The sequence below is a fragment of the Candidatus Erwinia haradaeae genome, from assembly GCF_900698965.1.
Lineage (GTDB): Bacteria > Pseudomonadota > Gammaproteobacteria > Enterobacterales > Enterobacteriaceae > Erwinia_E > Erwinia_E haradaeae_A.
The window spans coordinates 376,666-398,676 of the sequence record NZ_LR217725.1; the positions used below are offsets into that span (position 1 = coordinate 376,666).

At 34.6% G+C, this 22,011-nt stretch carries 13 protein-coding genes and 1 pseudogene; 12 read left to right on the plus strand and 2 right to left on the minus strand.

All coding sequences use genetic code 11. The features are described from left to right. Positions 1-456: 456 nt before the first annotated feature. The 3 genes from mrdA to ychF all read left to right on the plus strand — a co-directional run bounded on the left by mrdA (position 457) and on the right by ychF (position 5,860). A complete protein-coding gene (gene mrdA, locus CIPSTX3056_RS01145; protein WP_072666134.1) occupies positions 457-2,364 on the plus strand; it encodes a peptidoglycan DD-transpeptidase MrdA in 1,908 nt (635 codons plus the stop codon). Positions 2,365-2,370: 6 nt separating this feature from the next. Continuing rightward, on the plus strand, positions 2,371-3,480 hold the full coding sequence (gene mrdB, locus CIPSTX3056_RS01150; RefSeq protein ID WP_072666135.1) for a peptidoglycan glycosyltransferase MrdB: 1,110 nt from the start codon (positions 2,371-2,373) through the stop codon (positions 3,478-3,480). Positions 3,481-4,765: 1,285 nt separating this feature from the next. After that, entirely contained in the window at positions 4,766-5,860 is a 1,095-nt protein-coding gene (ychF, locus tag CIPSTX3056_RS01155; RefSeq protein WP_072666136.1) for a redox-regulated ATPase YchF, read from the plus strand. An 841-nt stretch (positions 5,861-6,701) separates the two neighbouring features. Here the strand turns inward: ychF and hemH are convergent. Continuing rightward, on the minus strand, positions 6,702-7,661 hold the full coding sequence (gene hemH, locus CIPSTX3056_RS01160) for a ferrochelatase (protein WP_072666137.1): 960 nt from the start codon (positions 7,659-7,661) through the stop codon (positions 6,702-6,704). A gap of 839 nt (positions 7,662-8,500) precedes the next feature. Here hemH and pgi point away from each other — a divergent pair. After that, a complete protein-coding gene (gene pgi, locus CIPSTX3056_RS01165) occupies positions 8,501-10,150 on the plus strand; it encodes a glucose-6-phosphate isomerase (RefSeq protein WP_072666138.1) in 1,650 nt (549 codons plus the stop codon). Positions 10,151-10,470: 320 nt separating this feature from the next. Here pgi and CIPSTX3056_RS01170 read toward each other — a convergent pair whose 3' ends face one another. Then, on the minus strand, positions 10,471-11,448 hold the full coding sequence (locus CIPSTX3056_RS01170) for a polysaccharide deacetylase family protein (protein ID WP_072666139.1): 978 nt from the start codon (positions 11,446-11,448) through the stop codon (positions 10,471-10,473). A 313-nt stretch (positions 11,449-11,761) separates the two neighbouring features. Here CIPSTX3056_RS01170 and ispA point away from each other — a divergent pair, with 313 nt between their 5' ends. The 8 genes and pseudogenes from ispA (at position 11,762) to CIPSTX3056_RS01205 (ending at position 21,320) form a co-directional block, all read left to right on the plus strand. Then, entirely contained in the window at positions 11,762-12,661 is a 900-nt protein-coding gene (ispA, locus tag CIPSTX3056_RS01175) for a (2E,6E)-farnesyl diphosphate synthase (RefSeq protein ID WP_072666140.1), read from the plus strand. A 17-nt stretch (positions 12,662-12,678) separates the two neighbouring features. Next, complete coding sequence (gene dxs / locus CIPSTX3056_RS01180) at positions 12,679-14,544, plus strand: 1-deoxy-D-xylulose-5-phosphate synthase (protein WP_072666141.1); 1,866 nt, start codon at positions 12,679-12,681, stop codon at positions 14,542-14,544. 950 nt (positions 14,545-15,494) lie between these two features. Continuing rightward, positions 15,495-15,731: pseudogene (locus CIPSTX3056_RS01185) on the plus strand (accessory factor UbiK family protein); the annotation flags it as partial. Between the two features lie 26 nt (positions 15,732-15,757). Beyond that, entirely contained in the window at positions 15,758-15,892 is a 135-nt protein-coding gene (locus tag CIPSTX3056_RS03460) for a hypothetical protein (protein ID WP_269456849.1), read from the plus strand. A 428-nt stretch (positions 15,893-16,320) separates the two neighbouring features. Then, positions 16,321-16,812, plus strand: coding sequence for a CvpA family protein (locus CIPSTX3056_RS01190; protein WP_072666143.1), 492 nt, complete (start codon positions 16,321-16,323; stop codon positions 16,810-16,812). Positions 16,813-16,847: 35 nt separating this feature from the next. Continuing rightward, positions 16,848-18,365 carry an amidophosphoribosyltransferase gene (purF, locus tag CIPSTX3056_RS01195; protein ID WP_072666144.1) on the plus strand — a complete coding sequence of 506 codons (1,518 nt, stop codon included), beginning with the start codon at positions 16,848-16,850 and terminating at the stop codon, positions 18,363-18,365. Between the two features lie 700 nt (positions 18,366-19,065). Next, positions 19,066-19,629: a UbiX family flavin prenyltransferase gene (locus CIPSTX3056_RS01200; protein ID WP_072666145.1), complete on the plus strand. Its 564-nt coding sequence runs from the start codon at positions 19,066-19,068 to the stop codon at positions 19,627-19,629. Positions 19,630-20,690: 1,061 nt separating this feature from the next. Then, positions 20,691-21,320, plus strand: a complete 630-nt coding sequence (locus tag CIPSTX3056_RS01205) for a DsbA family protein (RefSeq protein WP_072666146.1) — start codon at positions 20,691-20,693, stop codon at positions 21,318-21,320. Positions 21,321-22,011 lie beyond the last annotated feature (691 nt).

Sequence of the window (22,011 nt, forward strand, 5' to 3'; positions counted from 1 at the left end):
AAAGTATGTATAAGCGGTAATGTCCGTGTTAGAAAAAGATGCCAGAGTTTATAGCTTACCGCTATCAAATTATAGAATATCTCTAGTAATACCAAGAGATAGAAGCATACATGCATACAAGATGGCTTGATGCTACTAAAATCAGCTAACAAGGATTACTGCGTACAGTATTTTTATTTTATTGGTACCTCTATGAATAATTTCATATGACTATATTTTCAGTGTATTCGACTATATATTGGCTGCATGGCTAGTGCTATAGAATATCTCAAAGACATAGTAGAATGCAAATAGCTAAGAGCTAGCTATTTTTAACACTCCACAAAAATGCGTTGAGTCTTTAGTATATAGGTGCAAGAGATTATATTGTACGGAGTATGCCGATGAATAATGTTTATTATAATATAAACATATTGATTATATTAACTGATTTGATGGTAAGCGTTGAAGCGTCGAATGAAATTAAAATATAACTTCTTCCGTGATTATACCGCTGAAAAAAAAATCTTTGTTCATCGTGAATATATTGCTTTTCTAGGTATTTTACTACTTTCAACAATATTACTCATTAATCTTTATTTCCTACAGATTATCTATCATAAAGATTATAGTGCACGTTCTAATGCGAACCGTATTAAATTAGTGCCAATCGTGCCTAGAAGAGGCCTTATTTGTGACAGAAATGGTACGCTACTAGCATTAAATAGAACTATATATCAGTTAAAAATTATACCAGAAAAAATTAAAAATTTATCATTGATTTTGCAGCAACTCACGCCTATTGTTAATCTCACAACTGAAGAACTACGCGCTTTTCAAAAAGAAAGAGAACGTGCGAATCGCTTTACCGCTGTAGTGTTAAAAACTAGTTTAAGCGATGTTCAAATTGCCAGGTTTTCAGTGAATCAGTATCGATTTAGAGGGGTGCTCATAGAAGGCTATCAAAAGCGATTATATCCTTACGGATCAGCTCTTACTCATGTGCTGGGATATGTGTCAAAAATTAATCATCAAGATATACAGCGTCTGGAGAACAATGGTAGATGGTCTGATTATGCAGAGACCCCAAATATTGGTAAATTAGGTATCGAGCGTTATTATGAAAATATATTACATGGTAGCACTGGATATGCAGAAGTTGAGGTGAACAACCGTGGACGAGTCATTCGTCAACTTAATAAAAGGGCACCTCAGGCCGGTGGAGATGTTTACTTGAGTATCGATCTGAAACTACAACAATATATTGCGACCCTCTTGAAGGGTAGTCGTGCCGCTGTTGTTGTCACTGACCCTCGTAGTGGAGAAGTATTGGCAATGGTTTCTATGCCCAGTTATAACCCAAATCTTTTTGTAGGAGGCATTTCGCAAGACCAGTACACGCTGTTACTAAATAATACTAATCGCCCATTTATTAACCGTGCTATTCAAGGCACTTATCCACCAGCTTCAACAGTAAAACCATATATCGCTGTTGCTGCATTAACAGCCGGAGTCATTACAAATCATACCATATTATTTGATCCCGGGTGGTGGCAATTACCCAAGTCGACTAAACGTTTTCGCGACTGGAAACGATCTGGCCATGGCGATCTAGATATTATGAAGGCACTGGAAGAGTCTTCTGACACATTTTTTTATCAAATTGCATATGATATAGGTATTAATCGTTTAAGCAAATGGATGAAGCAGTTTGGTTATGGGTGTCTTACTGGGATTGACTTAGTAGGAGAAAATTCTGGTATTATGCCCACTCGTCAATGGAAAATAAAGCGCTTTAAAAGCCATTGGTATCAGGGAGATACGATTCCAGTTGGTATTGGACAAGGTTACTGGACTGCCACTCCAGTGCAGATGAATAAGGCCCTTATGGTTCTCATTAATAACGGTAGTATTAAAACGCCACATTTTTTGCTTTATACGGTACAAGGAGATCATAAGGTGCCATGGCATGAGTTGAATGCTACACCTATTTGTAAGGTCAACAGAAAATATTGGGAGATAGCGCAAAAGGGAATGTATGGTGTAGCTAATCATTTTAATGGTACTGCTAGAAAAAATTTTGCAGACGCACCATATAAAATTGCTGCTAAATCAGGTACAGCACAGGTCTTTAGTTTAAAAAATTCAGAAGTCTATAACGCTAATACACTTAGTGAAAATCTTCGTGATCATAAGGCAATGATTGCGTATGCGCCGTACGATCATCCACGTATTGCAGTTGCTGTCATCCTTGAGAATGCACGGGATGGTATATCAGTTGGAAAAATTACACGTCAAATTTTAGACTATTACATGATTTCTATGCATCATTATTATAATACCTCTACCGTACCATTTTGTTATCTTGCTCGTGAGGAGCGCTAATCGATAATGATCAGACACGAGGGTGCACGTATCTGGGGTCGTCTTCATATAGATCCATGCTTGTTTGTGATTATTAGTATATTGTTAGCTATAAGTCTATTAGTAATGTGGAGTGCTAGCGGACAGAATGTAGATATGATGGCACATAAAGTAATTCAGATTGGTATGGGTATCGGTGTTATGATATTTATGGCGCAGATTTCACCGCGTATTTATGAGACATGGGCTCCTTATCTGTATACGATTTCTATGATTTTGCTTGTTCTAGTTGACATATCTGGACACATTAGCAAAGGGGCACAACGCTGGTTAGATCTTGGGTTTATACGTTTTCAGCCATCAGAGATCGCTAAAATCTCTGTGCCTTTAATGGTGGCTCGGTGTATGAATCGCGATACGTATCCACCAAGCATAGGTAATACTATAATCGCATTAATACTAATATTAATTCCGACTCTACTAGTTGCCGTGCAGCCCGATCTGGGTACATCAATACTGATTGCGGTTTCCGGTCTCTTTGTATTATTTTTATCCGGTATAAGCTGGACCTTGATCATAACAGTAATATCAACTATTGCCGCATTGACGCCTATATTATGGCTCTACTTCATGCATGATTATCAGCGTAATCGTATGAGGATGTTATTTTCTCCTACAAGCGATCCACTGGGATCAGGTTATCACATTATTCAGTCAAAAATTGCTATTGGCTCTGGTGGTATCCCAGGTAAAGGCTGGCTGCATGGGACTCAATCTCAGCTGGCATTTCTTCCTGAGAGACATACAGATTTTATTTTTTCTGTTTTAGCTGAAGAGCTAGGATTAGTAGGGGTTGTACTTCTTCTTATGCTTTATATACTACTTATTATACGTGGATTATTAATCGCAGCTCATGCACAGAACACTTTTGGTAGGGTCATGGCAGGTGGAGTCATATTAGTTTTTTTTATTTACGTTTTTGTCAACATCGGCATGGTAAGTGGCCTGTTGCCAGTTGTCGGGGTGCCTTTGCCAATTATTAGTTATGGCGGATCGGCGTTAATAGTCCTCATGGCTGGTTTTGGTATGATCATGTCCATTCATACACATAAAAAAATGTTATCAAACAACCTGTAAGAGAATTTATAGCTGCATTCATTACATTTATTGACATGCATTATATTTATTTAGATAGAATTGATTTATACAGTTAATACTGCAAGTACTGATAGTGATATCAGATCTTAATCCGATTAAGTCTGCTCTCTTTTAGTTATAGAACATACCATGAGTTTATAAAAATGATATTAATTACGAGTAAACTGAACAATCATTTTAGGCATTAAAATTAATTAATATATTGTATCAAATTATTAAGTGTAGATAAACTAATTAATATATGAAGTATTCAGAGAGACAACTAGATTGGATCTGTTTGTACTACCTCCGTAATATATAGCAATGAGCGTCTGATTTAGAGCAGAAAATCTTCGCTCAAACGTTATTGATCTTGTATGTATAGAGAGTACAATTCTGGATTTTAATCTGCACTAAATGTACATATGTTGTCTCTAGCTGTTTGATTAGTTACTTTTTCTACAGAGTATCATAATCAAAAGTTTGATTTTAATGGATAGTGTCTACCAAGTGTAATACAGTAACTCAGAGTAGAATCTTGATAAGCTAACCCTTTATGTAAAAATTTATTTTTATAAGTTTTTTATGAACTGTAGTATATACATTTTTGCTTGTGATTAGACTGCTTTAATTTTATTTTGTATAAGACATTTGGTCTTCAATTCAACTTGCATATTCAACTTACATACAGATTATTATGTAAGCGATGAGGTCTAGATATACCGAAAAATTGTCGAGGCATATATACAAGCATATATGATACTTGCATTAATAATAGCAAATCAATAATAGCAAATCTGAAGAACAGCATAGTACCTATCCTTTTTACAAAAAAACTATTCTATGCCATATATGAATGAAAAATGCGATTACTAAAAAAGATTGTTATAATTTTAATTGCTTTGTGTCAATGGTAAATCTAGAGTAGCATGCGCGCTGTATGCATGATAAAGATTTAATCAAAAATACTCTTGATAACATCTAGGCAAAAGGTTTTTTTTGAATAAATTAAGTATGTTTTTTAAAAAAAATTATATTTTTAATATAAAACATATTTTTAGTGTTTTCAGTTAAGTGTTATGCATGTTAGTTTTGTTGACCTCTGTTAAGAAAAGTCGTAGACAGCACTTTAAATTAAATGATTTACTGTATCAGTAAAAACTATGAATAGAATTTTATTCTAATTATTTCAGCTGAAATTTGCTAACCTAGGTGGTTTTTAGGTTGATCAGGCGAAGAAGCCGAAATCCTCATTATTAATTAGGATGTTATATAAGGTGTAGCGATGGGTTTAAAATGTGGAATTATTGGGATGCCAAATATTGGAAAATCTACTTTATTTAATGCATTAACTGGTGCAAATGTTCAAGCTGAAAATTTCCCATTTTGTACTATTAAGCCTCATAGCAAGATTTTGGCGATAAGTGATATGCGTTTAGAGAAACTAGCAAAAATTGTACAGCCTCAGAGGGTTGTCCCTGCTACTGTAGAGTTTGTAGATATCGCAGGTCTTGTTAAAGGCGCTTCTAAAGGTGAGGGATTAGGCAGCCAATTTTTAACCCATATTCGCGAAACTGAAGCTATTATCCACGTGGTTCGCTGTTTTGAAGATGATAATATTATACATGTCAATAATACAGTAAATCCTGTGGATGATATTAGCACTGTTCAGAGCGAATTAATTTTATCTGACTTAGACACCTGTGAGCGTGCTCTGCAGCGCATTATAAAAAAACAAGGATCTTATAAAGATGGTGATTTTAAAATTGAGCGAGGAATCTACGAACAGTGTCTAGCACATTTAGAAAATTTTTCTATGCTTTCCACTCTCAATCTAAGTACTCAAGATCAGTATTTAATTCGTGATTTAAATTTTCTAACATTAAAACCCAGTATATATGTAGCCAACGTGCATGAAGATAGTTATAAAAATAAAACCTATCTTGACCAATTGTATAATCTTGCTTCTATAGAAGGAATAGAAGTAGTAACAGTTTGTGCATTAATAGAATCAGAGCTATCGAAGCTAGAAAATGTTACACGTGAGGAATTGATGAGCGCACTAGGCATGCAAAGCACTAGTTTGCAGCGTATAATTCAAGCTGGGTACGATCTCTTACATTTGCAAACTTACTTTACAGCAGGTACACAAGAAGTGAGGGCATGGACCATTTCTATTGGAACAATAGCTTCAGAGGCGGCCGGTAAAATTCATAGTGATTTTCAAAGAGGTTTTATCCGCGCACAAACTATTTCTTTTGATGATTTTATAACTTTTAATGGTGAAAAAGGAGCAAAAGAAGCTGGAAAAGTACGATCAGAAGGCAAAGAATATATCGTACAAGACGGTGATATCATGCATTTTCTTTTTAATGTATAAAACAAAAAAATACAAAAATCTTTAAGATTCGTACACTGGAATCTTTTCAGTGTTTTTGTTATTTAATATAAAAACATTGATTTTACGGTATACAGATAATACTAAGGATTATATGTTGATATGAACAATTGCAACATTAAATTTCAAGCATTGGTATTGATGTGAAAATATCAATAAATTTTATTAAAAATACAAGAATACATTACTCTTAATTGTGTAAGATATAATGATACTATCTATTTTTCACGAGTTCATTATTAAATCTTGATAACGAGAAGATCTTGACTGGAAATCATGCATCATTAGGCTTCTGAATTCGTGTGTGTTGTGTGATAATTATCGCAATATACTAAAATTATCTCATCATAAAAGGTCAATAATTTTAGTTTAAATCTGTAATAGGCTACTATCTGATTAATTTGTTGGTAATTTTATCGTATAAACCAGCAGCATAGAGTATAGGTATTGTATTGATATTAAGGATGGTGTTGTGCATGTCATGTTCATGTTGTCATGTTGTGTATACCCCACAGAATGCCCCGGATTTTCTTAAAATATATGAAGATCTATAGGGTTATCTTCTATTATTCATAATATTATCTTCTATTATTAATAATAGTTAATGAAGTTATTGATATTCACTATAGAAATCAATAGCGATCCTCAATCAAACTAGATAATAGAACTAGTCTTGATTTTATAAAATACATGACACTTAATCAAAACCTAAGAACGCTAAATTTATATAGCCTTATAGTTCAGGGATAATCACTCATAGTATATAAAATATATACCAATTGTGCTCTTAAGGATTGCATAGCACATAACTATGCATAACCCATTAACAGAACGGAGTGACTAGGTCTTTCATCATATTAATGTGTGCTTCATCAACATTAAGTGCGGGAATATACTCAAAATGAGTGCCACCCGCACGAAGAAAGACCTCTCTATTTTGTATATTCATTTCCTCTAGCGTTTCAAGGCAATCAGATGCAAACCCAGGGCTTATGATATGAACGCGTTTTATACCTTTATCTGGTAAAGTTTTTAAGGTGTTTTGAGTGTATGGCATAAGCCAAGGCTCATATCCAAAGCGTGACTGAAACGTTAGCATTGCTGTATCTAGAGTCATACCTAAGGCCTCTATCAATAATTGAAAAGTTGCATAGCAGCGCTGGGGATAGTCATCACCTTCATTGACAAAACGCTGTGGAATACCATGAAACGAGACAATCAACAAATCCGGTTGACCATATTTTTTAAATGCATAACTGACAGAATCTGCTAATGCAGCAATATAAGTTGGATTCTGCGCATAGTCACGTATAAAATAGACTGATGGTATACTTCGATAACGCGAAAAGACTTTATGTATTCCATCCCATACCACCGCTACAGTTGCGCAAGAAAACTGAGGAAACAGGGGAAGAACAATTAGTCGATTAACTCCTTGTTTTATTAGTATATCCACAGCGCTCTTTATGTTGGGGCTTCCATAATTCATACCAAACACTACAGGAACATCTAGTTTTTTAGATAATTCACAGCATTGCCCTTGACTATACACCATTAAAGGAGATCCTTGATTCATCCATACCGAGGTGTATGATTTAACTAAACGTCGAGAGCGAATAGGCAGTATCACTAGATTTAACAGGGGCCACCATAACCACCGTGGTGCATCAATAACTCTTGGATCACTCAAAAACTGCTTGAGATACTGTTTTATAGCTGTTTTAGAAGGAGCCTCAGGTGTTCCAGTATTGACTAGCAGGACTCCTGATTGATCTTTTAGCATTTTTGCGTCCTTGACTGTTTTTGCTTAAACCTTGATCAAACAAGTGTAATAGTATTAATTGAATAACCTTCTGGTTACCTATAATAACCCTCTTTTCTAAAGAGTATAATTATATTATAATGCCTATTTTTCTTGAGATATCTATCGTAGATTATTCCTTAGGGTTAACTTTGCTTTTGATTGTATAGCGACCGCTAGTTTTTTAAAATGTCATGGGATGGTTAATATTTGATAATGTCAGTATAGATGCATAGGTGAATGATTACATAATATTTTAGCTATCTATAATACATCAGTAATATTTCCTCTAGTTGCATAGAGTCAAACGAGTCACATAGGATCAAACAGAAACTATTTATTAAAATTTTACGATATTCAGTGCAATAAAACTTTAATACAATACGCTATAACTTTATCCATATAGACTTGAATACTGTTCTTATACATACTCAGCTTACAATAAGCTATTAGAGATTATTGGTTATTATGCATGCAATTTTATACTATGAATTTTATACTATAATTACTATAATATATAAGTAAATACTTTACTAATGTCGTTAGTGCAATAAACTTGTTTACTATAACATCAGCTACAGCCTGAGTATTTTTAATAAGATATTTTATAGTTTATTTTAGGTTATCTCTAATTGGTGGTTATATTGAATAAGTTTTTATTGTTCAGTCTTTTATCTGCCCTAGTGCTGCGTAATTACATAGTTAAATCATAAGAATATCTCTACAGTTACGCCACTGATAGCTATCAGTGGCGTAACTGTAGAGTGTTGCCAAGCTATAGATTATCAATCTTTCTAGTATTTTTAATAAGAGTAAGTTTTATGCAAAATGTTAATCCAACAGATACTGCTGCTTGGCGGGCCTTACAGGATCATTTTAAAAAAATGAAAAACGTAAAAATTAGAGACCTGTTTGCTAATGATGCGCAACGATTTGCTAATTTTTCTATAATTTTTCAAAACCAGATGCTTGTAGATTTTTCTAAAAACATTATGACTAGCGAGACACTTGAGAAGCTACAGGAGCTAGCAAGAGAAACTAATTTACATAGTGCCATTAGATCTATGTTTTCTAGTAAAAAAATTAATTGCACTGAAGATCGTGCAGTGCTGCATATTGCTCTGCGTAATCGTGTAAATATTCCAATTATGATAGATGGACAGGATGTTATGCCCCAGGTTCATGCGGTATTACAAAAAATGAAGCTGTTCTCTAAAGAAGTAATTTGTGGGCAATGGAGGGGTTTTACTGGGAAAGCTATCACTGACGTGGTCAATATTGGCATTGGTGGCTCAGACCTTGGTCCATACATGGTTACAGAAGCGCTAAAACCATATAAAAATCATCTTAGGATGCATTTTGTTTCTAATATTGATGGCGGGCATATTTCTGAAATATTAAGATTTTTAACTCCGCATACCACACTATTTTTGATTGCATCAAAAACATTTACGACTCAAGAAACCATAACAAATGCATGCAGCGCGCGTACATGGTTTTTAACCTCAGGAACACAAGTAGACATATCTAAGCATTTTATTGCGTTATCTAGTAACCGAAAAGCAGCAAGTGATTTTGGAATTAACAGCGATAATATTTTTGAGCTCTGGAATTGGGTTGGAGGGCGTTATTCGGTTTGGTCATCTATTGGCTTATCTATTGCGCTTGCTATTGGTTTTGAAAATTTTGAAAAACTACTCAGTGGAGCATATGCTATGGATCGTCATTTTTATGAGGCTCCACTAGCAAAGAACTTGCCAATACTGCTAGCTTTGATTAGCATATGGTACAGTAATTTTTTTCATTCTGAAACAGAAGCAATTTTACCATACGACCATTCTATGCATCGTTTTGTCTCTTATGTCCAACAATGCAACATGGAGTCTAATGGGAAGAATATCGATCGTAATGGAAGAGTGATATCTTATCAGACCAGCCCAATTATTTGGGGAGAAGTAGGTATAAATGGGCAACATTCTTTTTATCAGTTACTACATCAAGGCACTAAGTTAATACCATGCGACTTTATTGCATCTGCAGTATCTCGTCATATGTTAAGTAACCACCATGAGAAGTTAATATCTAATTTTTTTGCTCAAACTGAGGTACTAGCTTTTGGTAAAACACGTGAAGAAATAGAAAAAGCATATGATCATCAGCAGAAAGATACCGTTGTATATCAAAAATCGATTACTTATAAAGTATTGAAAGGGAATCGCCCAACTAATTCTATTTTTTTGCGTTATATCACTCCGTATACTCTCGGTTCACTAATGGCTCTTTATGAGCATAAAATTTTTACACAAGGTGCTATTCTTAATATTTTTAGCTTTGATCAATGGGGTGTCGAGATAGGCAAACAAGCGGCAAATCGTATTCTTTTTGATATATCTTGTGCAAAAAATGCCTATCATCATGATAGTTCCACTAATGGGCTGATTAATTGTTATAAATTATGGCGTAAATTATAGAGAGAGATTTTATAATATAGTAAGTTTTTCTTACGAATTGCTAGCAATATTAATGAATAGCAATCGGCTATGATATAGTATCATTTACAATGATCTATTTTATAAAAAGCATATTATCGGCTTCTTTATTTTAAGTTTTACAATATTTATCTGATAAGCAATCCACACGCGATTTTTACTATGTGTAAGACGTGTAATAATCTTTCTATCAATTAAAACATTCCATTTAATATCATGGATCTCTTCTTAATGTCAAGTATATAAAATGTATGAAAATATAACACCTAGTTCTCAATTAGTATGGAAAGAGGGTAGTTGCATCATTCTAGAGTCCTGTGATGAGTAAGAAGTTTTTTTGCATAATATTCTGATAATTGCATGCTAATTGTGCGTTTGTGTAGATACTCAAATAATTGTTCTAAGTCATGATACAACCTCTCAATTTCATTTTTAGTTTTAAAAGTTGGGCTCCCTCCTGGCATTAATTCAGAAGAATGCAGCATAAACTCGACATAATCTTTACCGCTAGCTAAAGTTTTTTTTACTAACTTTACGATTTGTCTTGCATTGTCTTTTTGTGGTCTGAACCAGCTCACGGTAGGATAATGTTGTTTACCATCTAGTCTATGTAAAACTTTTTGTATCTGATTAATGCATACACCATGTTTGTATTGAGTGGTGACCGGTACTTCAAGTAGTGTTGAGCTTCCTGGTTTCGCAATATCTTGCTCGTCAATAAAATACGCCTGATCAGGAAAATTCTGATAATTAACGCCACCAGAACCTTTTGGATCTCCAATGGAGCGCGCCCAGTTGATTCTAGGGGTCACTGAGCAGTCTACCTGATAACCTTGTTCAATTAATAACTGAGCGTAAAATGTGTTAAACGCCCACCGACCTGCTCTATGGGCATGCATTTTGACTTGTAGCGTATCCTCTAATAAGCTCGTTAAGTAAATAATTTTCTCCTTCATACTTTTCTTAGGATACTCAATTAAATAGGGCTTGTAACGTAAATCGTCCCCGGTTAAGTTATATATTGGAGGACTATTGTAGGCGTGTAAATGCATACCGATTTCACCACTTTTATTAGCAATAATGTTTTTAGCAAATTCAATATATGCAGGATCGATAATCATTTCATAATTAGTCAACCAAGTTGTTTTCAATTGATATGTTTCGCACAACTCCTGAAAGCGTGGTAAAAAATAAGTGTTTTTTGTTGTAATGTTATTACAGTTATTCCAAAGATTATCACCTTCAGTATCAATAGTGATGATAAATGCGGGTTTATTCATGCTTTTTCTCTAAGAAAGACCAATAGTGATTATTAGCGTTGACGATCATATCTAGATCATGTGATATATTATAGATCGATTATTTCCTCATATAGCAGCGGCAAGGTCTACAAAATAATGCTTGGCTGATTTATTGCATAGATTATATAATCTTCTGTTGTATTGTACTATATTTTCTACAGATAAATTAGAGTACGAAATTATGAAGCATATTGGTATTATAATACATATAGCGATGGATATAAAATAACTCGAAGGTATAATAGTTATAGAAAAAATACAATCTCACTCTTTTGTAAGAATGGAAAAAGTAATGAGTTTTCATGTGTTACTAAATAGTTATTACAATCGTATAAACATAGTGCTCAAGAACTATGTTTCGGAGTTGCCTTTAAAAAGCACTCCTCTAGTTCAAGCTATGGAGTATAGTGTATTGCTAGGTGGAAAACGTTTACGTCCTTTACTGGTATATGCAACAGGTAATATGCTACATGCAAAAGATGCAGCTCTTGATGCTCCGGCAGCAGCCATTGAATGCATGCATGCGTATTCTCTTATTCATGATGATTTGCCTGCAATAGATAATGCAAGCGTACGTCGTGATCAAGCTACTTGTCATTGTCAATTTGGAGAAGATACCGCTATCCTAGCCGGAGACGCTTTACAGACACTTTCTTTCTCTATACTGATTAATTCTATAATGCCTGGCGTTATGCTCGAGAAGCGTATCGCTATGCTTTCTGAGTTAGCGCATGCTAGCGGTGTAACAGGGATGTGTGGTGGTCAGATGCTAGATTTAATCTCGGAAAGGCAGAAGACCACTATCGAGAAACTGGAGAGCATCCACCAACATAAGACAGGAGCATTAATACGATTAGCAGTGCGTCTAGGTGCGTTAACGGCTGGGGATGTTGGTGTGGAATCTATTCCAGATCTTGACCAATTCTCTGATGCTATTGGGTTAGCGTTTCAGGTTCAAGACGATATTTTGGATATTGCTAATGATAATAAGAATCTACTAAAACAAACTAGATCTGATAGGTATGCGGAAAAAATCACTTATCCTGAACTGATTGGACTAGATAACTCTCGAATAAAAATAAGGGATCTTTATAACAAATCTTTAAGTGTATTAGAAATTTTTTCTAACCAGAAATATAATACAACTATGCTACGAGCTCTGGTAAGTTTTATCATTCAACGCGATAAATAACATTATATGAGATGCTGATGAGTTTTGAACCGAAAAAGTATCCTACTCTTGCCTGGGTGAGTACAGTACAAGAATTACGTTTGCGACCCAAAGAGAGTCTGCCATTGCTTTGCGATGAACTACGGCAGTACTTGCTTTCCAGTGTAAGTTGTTCTAGTGGTCACTTTGCTTCTGGATTAGGTGTTGTCGAACTCACTGTGGCCTTGCATTATGTCTATAATACACCATTTGATCATTTGGTGTGGGATGTCGGACATCAGGCGTATCCACATAAAATTTTAACAGGACGTCGTGACCAGATCGGTACTATTCGCCAGAAAAATGGATTACATCCGTTTCCATGGCGCGAAGAAAGTGACTTTGATGTTTTGAGTGTTGGTCATTCCTCTACCTCAATTAGCGCTGGACTAGGTATGGCTGTTGCAGCTGCTAAAGAGGCTAAGGGTCGTCAAACTGTTTGTGTGATCGGTGATGGCGCAATTACTGCCGGTATGGCATTTGAAGCAATGAACCATGCGGGAGATATCAAGGCTAATGTGTTAGTTGTCTTAAATGATAATGAAATGTCCATTTCTAAGAATGTAGGGGCGTTAAATAATCGCTTGAGTCAAATTTTACCCAGTCAAACTTGTGCCTGTCTCCATAAAACTAGCAAGCACATCCTAAATGGGCTGCAATCTTTAAAGGAGATTTTTAAGCGCACTGACAAGATCTGCAAACCTATGCCAGCGTCGGGTGTATTATTTGAAGAATTTGGGTTTCATTATATCGGGCCGGTAGATGGGCATGATGTGCGGGCGTTAGTTCTTATATTACGCAATATGCGTACATTACAAGGCCCACAGTTTTTACATGTGATAACAAAAAAGGGTAAAGGCTACGCTCCAGCAGAAGAGGATCCGATTAGTTGGCATTCTGTACCTAGATTCGATCCAGATATCGGTGTATTACCTCAAAATACTGGAGAACCTCCTAGCTACTCAGAAATTTTTGGTAAATGGTTAAGTGAGATCGCAGAAACTGATGATAAACTCATGGCAGTGACACCAGCTATGCGTGAGGGTTCTGGTATGCTTAATTTTTCACGTGAGTATCCGAAGCAATATTTTGATGTAGCAATTGCTGAACAACATGCAGTGACTTTTGCTGCTGGTTTGGCGATCGGGGGCTATCGTCCTGTAGTGGCAATCTATTCTACTTTTTTACAAAGAGCTTATGATCAAGTTATTCATGATGTTGCGCTTCAAAAATTGTCAGTATTATTTGCGATTGATCGCGGAGGAGTAGTAGGTGCTGACGGACAAACTCATCAAGGGGCATTTGATATCTCTTTTTTACGCTGCATTCCTAACATTATTATTATGACACCTAGCGATGAAAATGAATGTCGTCAGATGTTATATACCGGCTACCATCATCAAGGAGGACCCAGTGCTGTGCGTTATCCGCGTGGTCATGGTATTGGGGTACCTCTTCAGCCGCTATCAGTTTTGCCTATCGGAAGAGGTGTCATAAAGAGAAAAGGAGAAAAACTAGCGATCTTAAATTTTGGACCTCTTCTTCAACAAGCAGAAATAGTAGCAGAAAAAATTAATAGTACACTGATTGATATGCGTTTTGTAAAACCTTTAGATGAGTCTTTAGTGTTGGGTTTATTAGAGCATTATCACGCAGTGGTTACCATTGAAGAAGGCGCTATTAAAGGTGGTGCTGGTAGTGGTATTAATGAACTTTTTATGGCTAAGCGTAAATTAATGCCAGTTTTGAATATTGGTTTGCCGGATGAGTTTATTCCTCAAGGAACTCAAGATGAAATTCGTATTGATTATCAGTTAGATTGGATCGGTATTCAAAAACAAATCGTAGATTGGTTGGCACAATAAACGCGCTATTTTGATTCAATCAAAATGCTATATTATTGCAGAATAATACTCTGTTGCATTATATGATTGAAATTTATTGTAATGATTATTACATATAGTTATTCATATTAGTGCAATATTGAGCATGATATCACAGATGCATCCACTGGATAGATCATACGATCAGTAACGATGGTGATACAATCGTATCTTACTGACTACGACAGTCTGTAATAAAAATACAGATTTGACAGTTAAGGATGCATAACATTATGGTACGCAAAGTGATATATCTGAATTCATGCGATAATTCTTAGGTTATAGCATATTAAGATTTAGTAGTGCGTGTATTCTATCGCTATAGATAAGCACTTTTTTAATTAATCCACTATTACTCGGTGCATGAAGCTGCTATATGTATCGTAGATATATTTAAATAGATACAACAACATTACGGATTACAGTATACGCAATAGACGTAATGCAGATCACAGCAGTTATAGCAAGAAATATGAATATATTATATATAGTATCGGTAAAATAGTATCGGTAAATCATTTTACTTTATTTTATATTACATGTTCTCGTTGTAATCATAATATATTGTAGATTATTATTCTACAATATATTAACTATGTATTATATTCTAGGAATAATGATTAGTGTTCAGCATCCAGAGAGAATCTGATATTGCATCGTGATCTACTACGGATGATCTGCATATGGATTATAAGAAGTGTTTTTTGCATAACGCAGCGATATCATCAATCTTATGGCAAGATTGAATATTTTTTATAGCATGTGATTTTTAATAAGCATTATATCAGGATATAATGCATGCGTTCAAAAAATGTTCCTATCTGTAGGATATATTGTAAAAATGTACACTTTATCTATAGTACTGACTGTTCTTTCTAGTAGAACTAAGTATATTAGATAACCTATCCTTAGAGCTTATTAGGTAAACTACAATGATTGATTTAAAAAAAATTGAAAGTCTAGCTCGTCAGGTTCATAGCGCAATGCCGATAAGTGTAAGAGACGTCGGGTATGACATGGAAAAAAAAATCCGTCAGATTCTTCAATCACAATTAATGCAACTGGATTTAGTTAGCCGTACAGAGTTTGATGCTCAAGTTCAAGCTCTATTGCTCATGAAAGAAAAACTCTCTGCTCTAGAACAGCGCTTAGTGATATTGGAAAAACAATTATCATAATACCCCATTCAAGTTTTATGATCAGCGTTTCAGCACTCGTTTCTCTTCAGTTTTATCAAGTAGATAGGGAGCAGGATGATAATATTCCACTAAAGTTTTATGGTGAGCGCGTGTCATTCATGCAGGGTAAGCCTAGAGTAGCGTCATTTTAATACACCACTTATACATACAGCTATGCTGACTGTAATATAGATTAAATATAACCATATTGTTACGATTTCCTTTCATAGTCTGTCATAGTTAAGATCGATGAGGCGTCATTAAAGGATGTGTAGTAACATTTTTAAAATCAGACGTATCAAGCTAGACATGATTTACTTTTACAGCATTTTCTGAATAGAGTAGAGATAATCTGACGTAATATAAGGTATGCTACTAAGCATCCTCCAAATTAATTAGGTATTAATGCGTAGGTATTTACGGTTAATAGCATAGATATTCTTTTGTAGCATTATCTTGTATAATTTAACCATGCATTGCATACTGATTGACTGTATTAAAGTATATTTACAGATCAAAAGTATAATTTTAGTATAAACACATTAAATATCATAAATTAAAATAATAACGGAAGCGTGTAATGATCTGGATAGATTATATTATATTAGCGATCATTGCTTGTTCAATCTTAGTGAGTCTCACACGCGGTTTAATTAAAGAAGTATTATCTCTCGTAATTTGGGGGCTGGCATTATTTATTGCTTATTCTTATTATAATGTTTTGTCGAATTGGTTAACTATTGCAGGATTAAAAAATATACTTCTTCGCAATGGGGTAGCTATAACATCTTTATTTATTAGTACACTAACCATAGGAGCCATTGCGAGCTCTTTTATGGAATGCTTAGTCTCAAAGACCGGTTTGACAGGAACGGATCAGGTTCTTGGAATGTGCTTTGGAGGATTACGAGGCATGATCATTGCTTCATTAATACTTTTTTTCTTAGAGACCTTTACTGATTGTAACGCAGTTCCAGATTGGCAAAAATCTCAACTTGCTCCGAAGTGTATTTGTCTAATGCATTGGATTTTAAATTATCTAAAAGGCATATCAATTTCTATACCACGGTAAGCGTGTTATTGTTCAGCTTATGAGGAACGATTAATATGTGCGGTATTGTTGGGATGGCGGGTTTTATGCCAGTAAACCAATCTATTTATGATGCATTAACAGTATTACAACATCGTGGACAAGACGCTGCTGGTATCGTGACTCTTGATGACCTAAACTGCTTTCATATGAGAAAAGCAAATGGATTGGTAAGCGCTGTATTTAATATTCGTCATATGCGGCGTATGCAAGGTAATATGGGTATTGGGCATGTTCGTTATCCTACAGCTGGTAGCTGTAGTGCTTCTGAGGCACAGCCTTTTTACGTAAATTCTCCGTATGGAATCACCCTTGCGCATAATGGCAATATCACAAATGCGCATACTTTGCGTAAAGAATTATTTGAAAATAGCCATCGTCATGTAAATACCACTTCGGATTCAGAAATTCTACTTAATATTTTCGCGCAAGAAATTAATCGCTTTGAGGCGCACCGACTTTCTTCAGAAAATATTTTTTCAGCTGTTTCTAGACTGCACCAGAAGGTGCGCGGCGCTTATGCATGTGTTGCGATGATTATCGGTCACGGGTTGGTTGCTTTTCGTGATCCCAACGGGATTCGTCTATTAGTTATTGGTGCGCGTCAAAGAGCTGATGGTCGCATGGAACATATAGTAGCTTCTGAAAGCGTTGCGCTAGATATGCTGGGTTTTAAAATTTTACGTGATGTAGCACCGGGGGAAGCAGTGTACATCACTGGTAGCGGTCAACTATTTAGCCAACAGTGCTCTAAGAATCCACAGCACAATCCATGCCTATTTGAGTATGTGTATTTTGCGCGTCCAGACTCATTTCTGGATAAGATTTCCGTATATAGCGCTAGAGTTCGCATGGGCACGAAGCTGGGACTTAAAATTGCCCGAGAATGGAAGGACCATAATATTGATGTAGTGATCCCAATTCCTGAAACATCTTGTGATATAGCGTTAGAGATGGCGCGTATTCTGAACAAGCCGTATAGACAAGGATTTGTAAAAAATCGTTATGTCGGTCGTACTTTTATTATGCCAGGGCAACATTTGCGTCGTAGTGCTGTGAGGCGCAAACTCAATGCTAACCGTGCAGAATTCTTTGGTAAAAATGTATTGCTGGTAGATGACTCAATCGTTCGTGGAACCACTTCAGAACAAATCATTGGAATGGCACGTGAAGCAGGGGCAAATCAAGTTTACTTAGCTTCAGCAGCTCCGGAAATTCGCTTTCCAAATGTTTATGGCATTGATATACCAAACGCAAAAGAGCTTATTGCTCATGGAAGAAATCTAGAAGAAATTCGTCAGTTAATTGGTGCTGATGCATTAATTTTTCAAGACTTAACAGATCTCATTGAAGCTGTTCGGGAAGATAATCTAGAGATTAAACGATTTGAATGCTCTGTATTTGATGGTATGTATGTTACTCAAGATATTGATAAGACGTACCTTGATTATCTGCAATTACTACGTAATGATGACGCAAAAGCATTACAGCGTCAAAATGATATGGAGAGTCTAGAAATATATAATGAGATCTAAAATGATATAATGATCAATTTAGGGTAGTAGTGCTATACGTTTTTCCATTTTTTAAAGTTAGTGATAACGTATGAATTAAGCTTTACGAAATCGTGATATTGCATGAAGCCTGTACTGCAGGTAATAGAAATGATGATTCTTATCATAATCTTAGTGCAAACTGAACTGATAGCAATAATGAGATACCATCTGATGTTTTATCCGTAGAATATATATTCTCAGACGATAATATCTATCTGATATTAGAGTCTTATTTGACAGGTACAGTTTAATTACAAAATATTTTAGCTATATTAAACGATGGTAAACTACAGGCAGTTATTTATTACAATTAATTTCTGATATATAATCATATATAATCATTTTATGAAATAAAGATATATTTTTTCTAAATTTTTATTTTTTAATATTGCATAAAAAGTATACACTTAAAATTTATTGATTACAATAATGATTGTAATCAGCAGAATCGTCAGTATAAGACATATTGATCTATTGATAATAGATATTGCAAAAAGTATTCTGAGATAAAAATCGATTTAACTCAATGATTGAATTTGACAAAGTGTTTCATTCTTTTAAAAGTTATATTACGATTAATAAATAATTTTCTAGATATACCTAATATAGGGTTGATTAATAAGGTGTAATAGTATTTTATTCCTTATGTTGTTCATCATGTTGTATAGGAGAATACGATATGAAAAGACTTATTCTAGGAATTTCTGGAGCCAGTGGAGTAATTTATGGCGTGCGAGCTTTACAGGTTTTACAGAAGGTTCGTGATATTGAAACGCATATCATAATAACTCAAGCGGCATCTCAAACTCTCCTGCTGGAGAGCGATTATTCGGTCAGAGATATACAGGAAATGGCTGATGTCATACATGATATAAGTGATATCACGGCGAGCATTTCTTCCGGTTCTTTTAAAACACTTGGTATGTTAGTTTTGCCATGCTCTATAAAAACTTTATCTGGCATTGTTTATAGCTCTCATGATGGATTAATGACGCGTGCCGCAGATGTAGTATTAAAAGAAAAGCGTCGATTAGTTTTAGGTGTTCGTGAAACCCCTTTGCATCTTGGGCATCTTCGCATGATGACTGCGGCAGCTGAGATGGGCGCAATTATCATGCCTCCGGTAGCAGCATTTTATCACCGCCCCAACAATTTAATGGATGTTATCAATCAGACAGTCAATCGTATATTAGATCAATTTGACATTGAACTAGACAATGATCTTTTTATGCGCTGGAAGTAAGTTTAGTAGCTATACACTATATTCATACATATTGATACAGATATGGTTGAATTAGATTCTGATTCAGCTTAATAGTATAGAATGCATAGGATCGCTTATTACTAGAATAGCTTTAGGTGTATAATCTATGCTCTTCTTTGTATTTCTTTGTATGATGTAGTTTTATATCTAAACTCTATATCAGATGTCTAACATCACACAAGTCAGGTAAAATTTAAAATCATACAATCTATATCAATAGATATGTCAGTGTCGCTTCAGTAAGGATTACGCAGAGGAAATAAGATACGATAGCTTTGGTACAATCAACTCGTCTATAATGCATATGATATCAATATTGAGTGAAAATTTTGATAACACTGCATGGTATTGGTAATGCACATTACCAGGTGTGTATATCAAAGGTTTAGTAACTAGAATTTAACGTTGGCCATGGAAAAATCTGTAAGAATATGTTTTGCTTAATAGGGCGTACAAAATACTTTTGTAACTGATTAACCTAACGGAAGTTCAGTGCCTCACTATAAATGATCTATTGGTTTAATTATGTATATTCTAAATGCCAATACATGCTTAATACAATGATATTGTACTAAAAATCTATATAATGATTATTTATCATGAATGGAGATAAATCATCAATACCGATTCTTAACATCCTACTGGAGTAGCTCTAATTCAGCATGATTCGTTACGATAGTAGTTTGGCTTATTCTCGTGTATTACTCATATAGAATTTTTAGATCTTACAACTTCTAGAGGTATCAATAGCAATAATACAACTATGATATATAATCGATGTCTAACTAGAACTTTTGATGCTATTAATTCATTTCATCATTCTATCATCGGTGCATTTTTATTAACTAGTTCTTTAAGAGCTGTTTTCTCTTGCTATTTGACTTGGTATACATAAAAACAGTCATCAGACAGTAAGAATACTGTGCTAGTTAAGTATACTAAGCGCTTTAATATAAAGGTGTGATTAAGAATAATTTTTTATTTGCCTGTCTGATTTATGATGAGTTCAATAATTTAATTATTAACCTAGAGATTATTAAATGAAAAACATTCTATTACTATTATTAGCTACCATGTTAACTTGTAATTCTTATGCTGCTCCATTAACACATAGTCAAAATTATATCTGTCTCGATCAGCCCGTTATGGGTCTGCCTAATGTTCTGGAATTTTTTTCATTTTATTGCCCTCATTGTTATGAGTTTGAAAAAGAATGGCGGTCTAATAAAACTGTCCAGAACAACTTTCCGTTACATAGCAAACTGATTAAGTATCATATTACGAATCTTGGTGGAGAGATGGGTAATACTATAACTCGAGCATGGGCTATTGCGATGATGATGGGTCTAGAAGAGAAAGTAATTCTTCCTATTTTTGAAGGAGTTCTTATTAAAAAGAACATTGTAGATCCAGTTTCCTTAAAAACAGTGTTTATTGAATCAACTGGAATACAAGCAAAGCAATATGATATTGCATGGAATAGCCCAGTAATTGACGCATTGTGTGCACAGCAAGGCAAAGTTGCACGAGATATGCATCTTAAAGGAATACCGACAATGATTATAAATGGAAAATATATGATTAATAGTGATGAATTTGATACAAGCTCTATAGCTACCTATGTTCAGCAATATGCTGATTTAGTTCAGTTCTTACTACATAAGAAGTAATGCATTTCTATTAAGAATAGAAGAACACATAATAACAAGCATAATCAACATTAGAATACTGTTCTATTTTAAGCAGAATATGCTTACTAGTTTTATTATTTCATTAATAGAATCAACTATGCCAAACCTGATGTACCTGTTTGATAGGAGTTTAGAAGAAAGACGAATCATAATCTCCCATCTGGAGAGGGTTCTGTAAATACGATCATTTGACTTTCAATATAGATACTTTTTCTAATAAACAGAGCGGTAATATTCTTACTATCAGCACAGTGACTTTACATTAGTTATCTTACGAGATAAATCAGACACTTGATTGAGATATAAAATAAGAATTATTTTTAGAGAGTATGTGGTGAATTATATTCCAACATCCATCATAGAAGGATTTTATTAACCACGCATAAGCTTTAGAGCTGACCAGAGCCTAGTGTAAGTACACATATAGATACCTAGCATCTGTGTACGCTGTTCACTATCGGATATATAGATGGTAGATCTTATTTAAATGTTAAAGATAAATAATTTCTTTTAATCTTTTAAAGATAAATACTTTTTGTATTGTTTTAGTAGAACTAAATGGTTACATCGATAAAGCATAAGAGGTATGAAAAACCATAAAGCGATACATTTTTATTTGTATCGCCAGATAGCTACTTGCTAGTAATGTTTATACAAACAGATGGTATGT

Excerpts from the sequence above, each read along its gene's own strand:
- CIPSTX3056_RS01190 (WP_072666143.1), top strand. The coding sequence starts at position 16,321 with ATGATCTGGATAGATTATATTATATTAGCGATCATTGCTTGTTCAATC.
- CIPSTX3056_RS03460 (WP_269456849.1), top strand. The coding sequence starts at position 15,758 with ATGATCAGCGTTTCAGCACTCGTTTCTCTTCAGTTTTATCAAGTAGAT.
- CIPSTX3056_RS01170 (WP_072666139.1), bottom strand. The coding sequence starts at position 11,448 with ATGAATAAACCCGCATTTATCATCACTATTGATACTGAAGGTGATAAT.
- ychF (WP_072666136.1), top strand. The coding sequence starts at position 4,766 with ATGGGTTTAAAATGTGGAATTATTGGGATGCCAAATATTGGAAAATCT.
- dxs (WP_072666141.1), top strand. The coding sequence starts at position 12,679 with ATGAGTTTTGAACCGAAAAAGTATCCTACTCTTGCCTGGGTGAGTACA.
- pgi (WP_072666138.1), top strand. The coding sequence starts at position 8,501 with ATGCAAAATGTTAATCCAACAGATACTGCTGCTTGGCGGGCCTTACAG.
- purF (WP_072666144.1), top strand. The coding sequence starts at position 16,848 with ATGTGCGGTATTGTTGGGATGGCGGGTTTTATGCCAGTAAACCAATCT.
- ispA (WP_072666140.1), top strand. The coding sequence starts at position 11,762 with ATGAGTTTTCATGTGTTACTAAATAGTTATTACAATCGTATAAACATA.
- mrdB (WP_072666135.1), top strand. The coding sequence starts at position 2,371 with ATGATCAGACACGAGGGTGCACGTATCTGGGGTCGTCTTCATATAGAT.
- mrdA (WP_072666134.1), top strand. The coding sequence starts at position 457 with ATGAAATTAAAATATAACTTCTTCCGTGATTATACCGCTGAAAAAAAA.
- hemH (WP_072666137.1), bottom strand. The coding sequence starts at position 7,661 with ATGCTAAAAGATCAATCAGGAGTCCTGCTAGTCAATACTGGAACACCT.
- CIPSTX3056_RS01205 (WP_072666146.1), top strand. The coding sequence starts at position 20,691 with ATGAAAAACATTCTATTACTATTATTAGCTACCATGTTAACTTGTAAT.
- CIPSTX3056_RS01200 (WP_072666145.1), top strand. The coding sequence starts at position 19,066 with ATGAAAAGACTTATTCTAGGAATTTCTGGAGCCAGTGGAGTAATTTAT.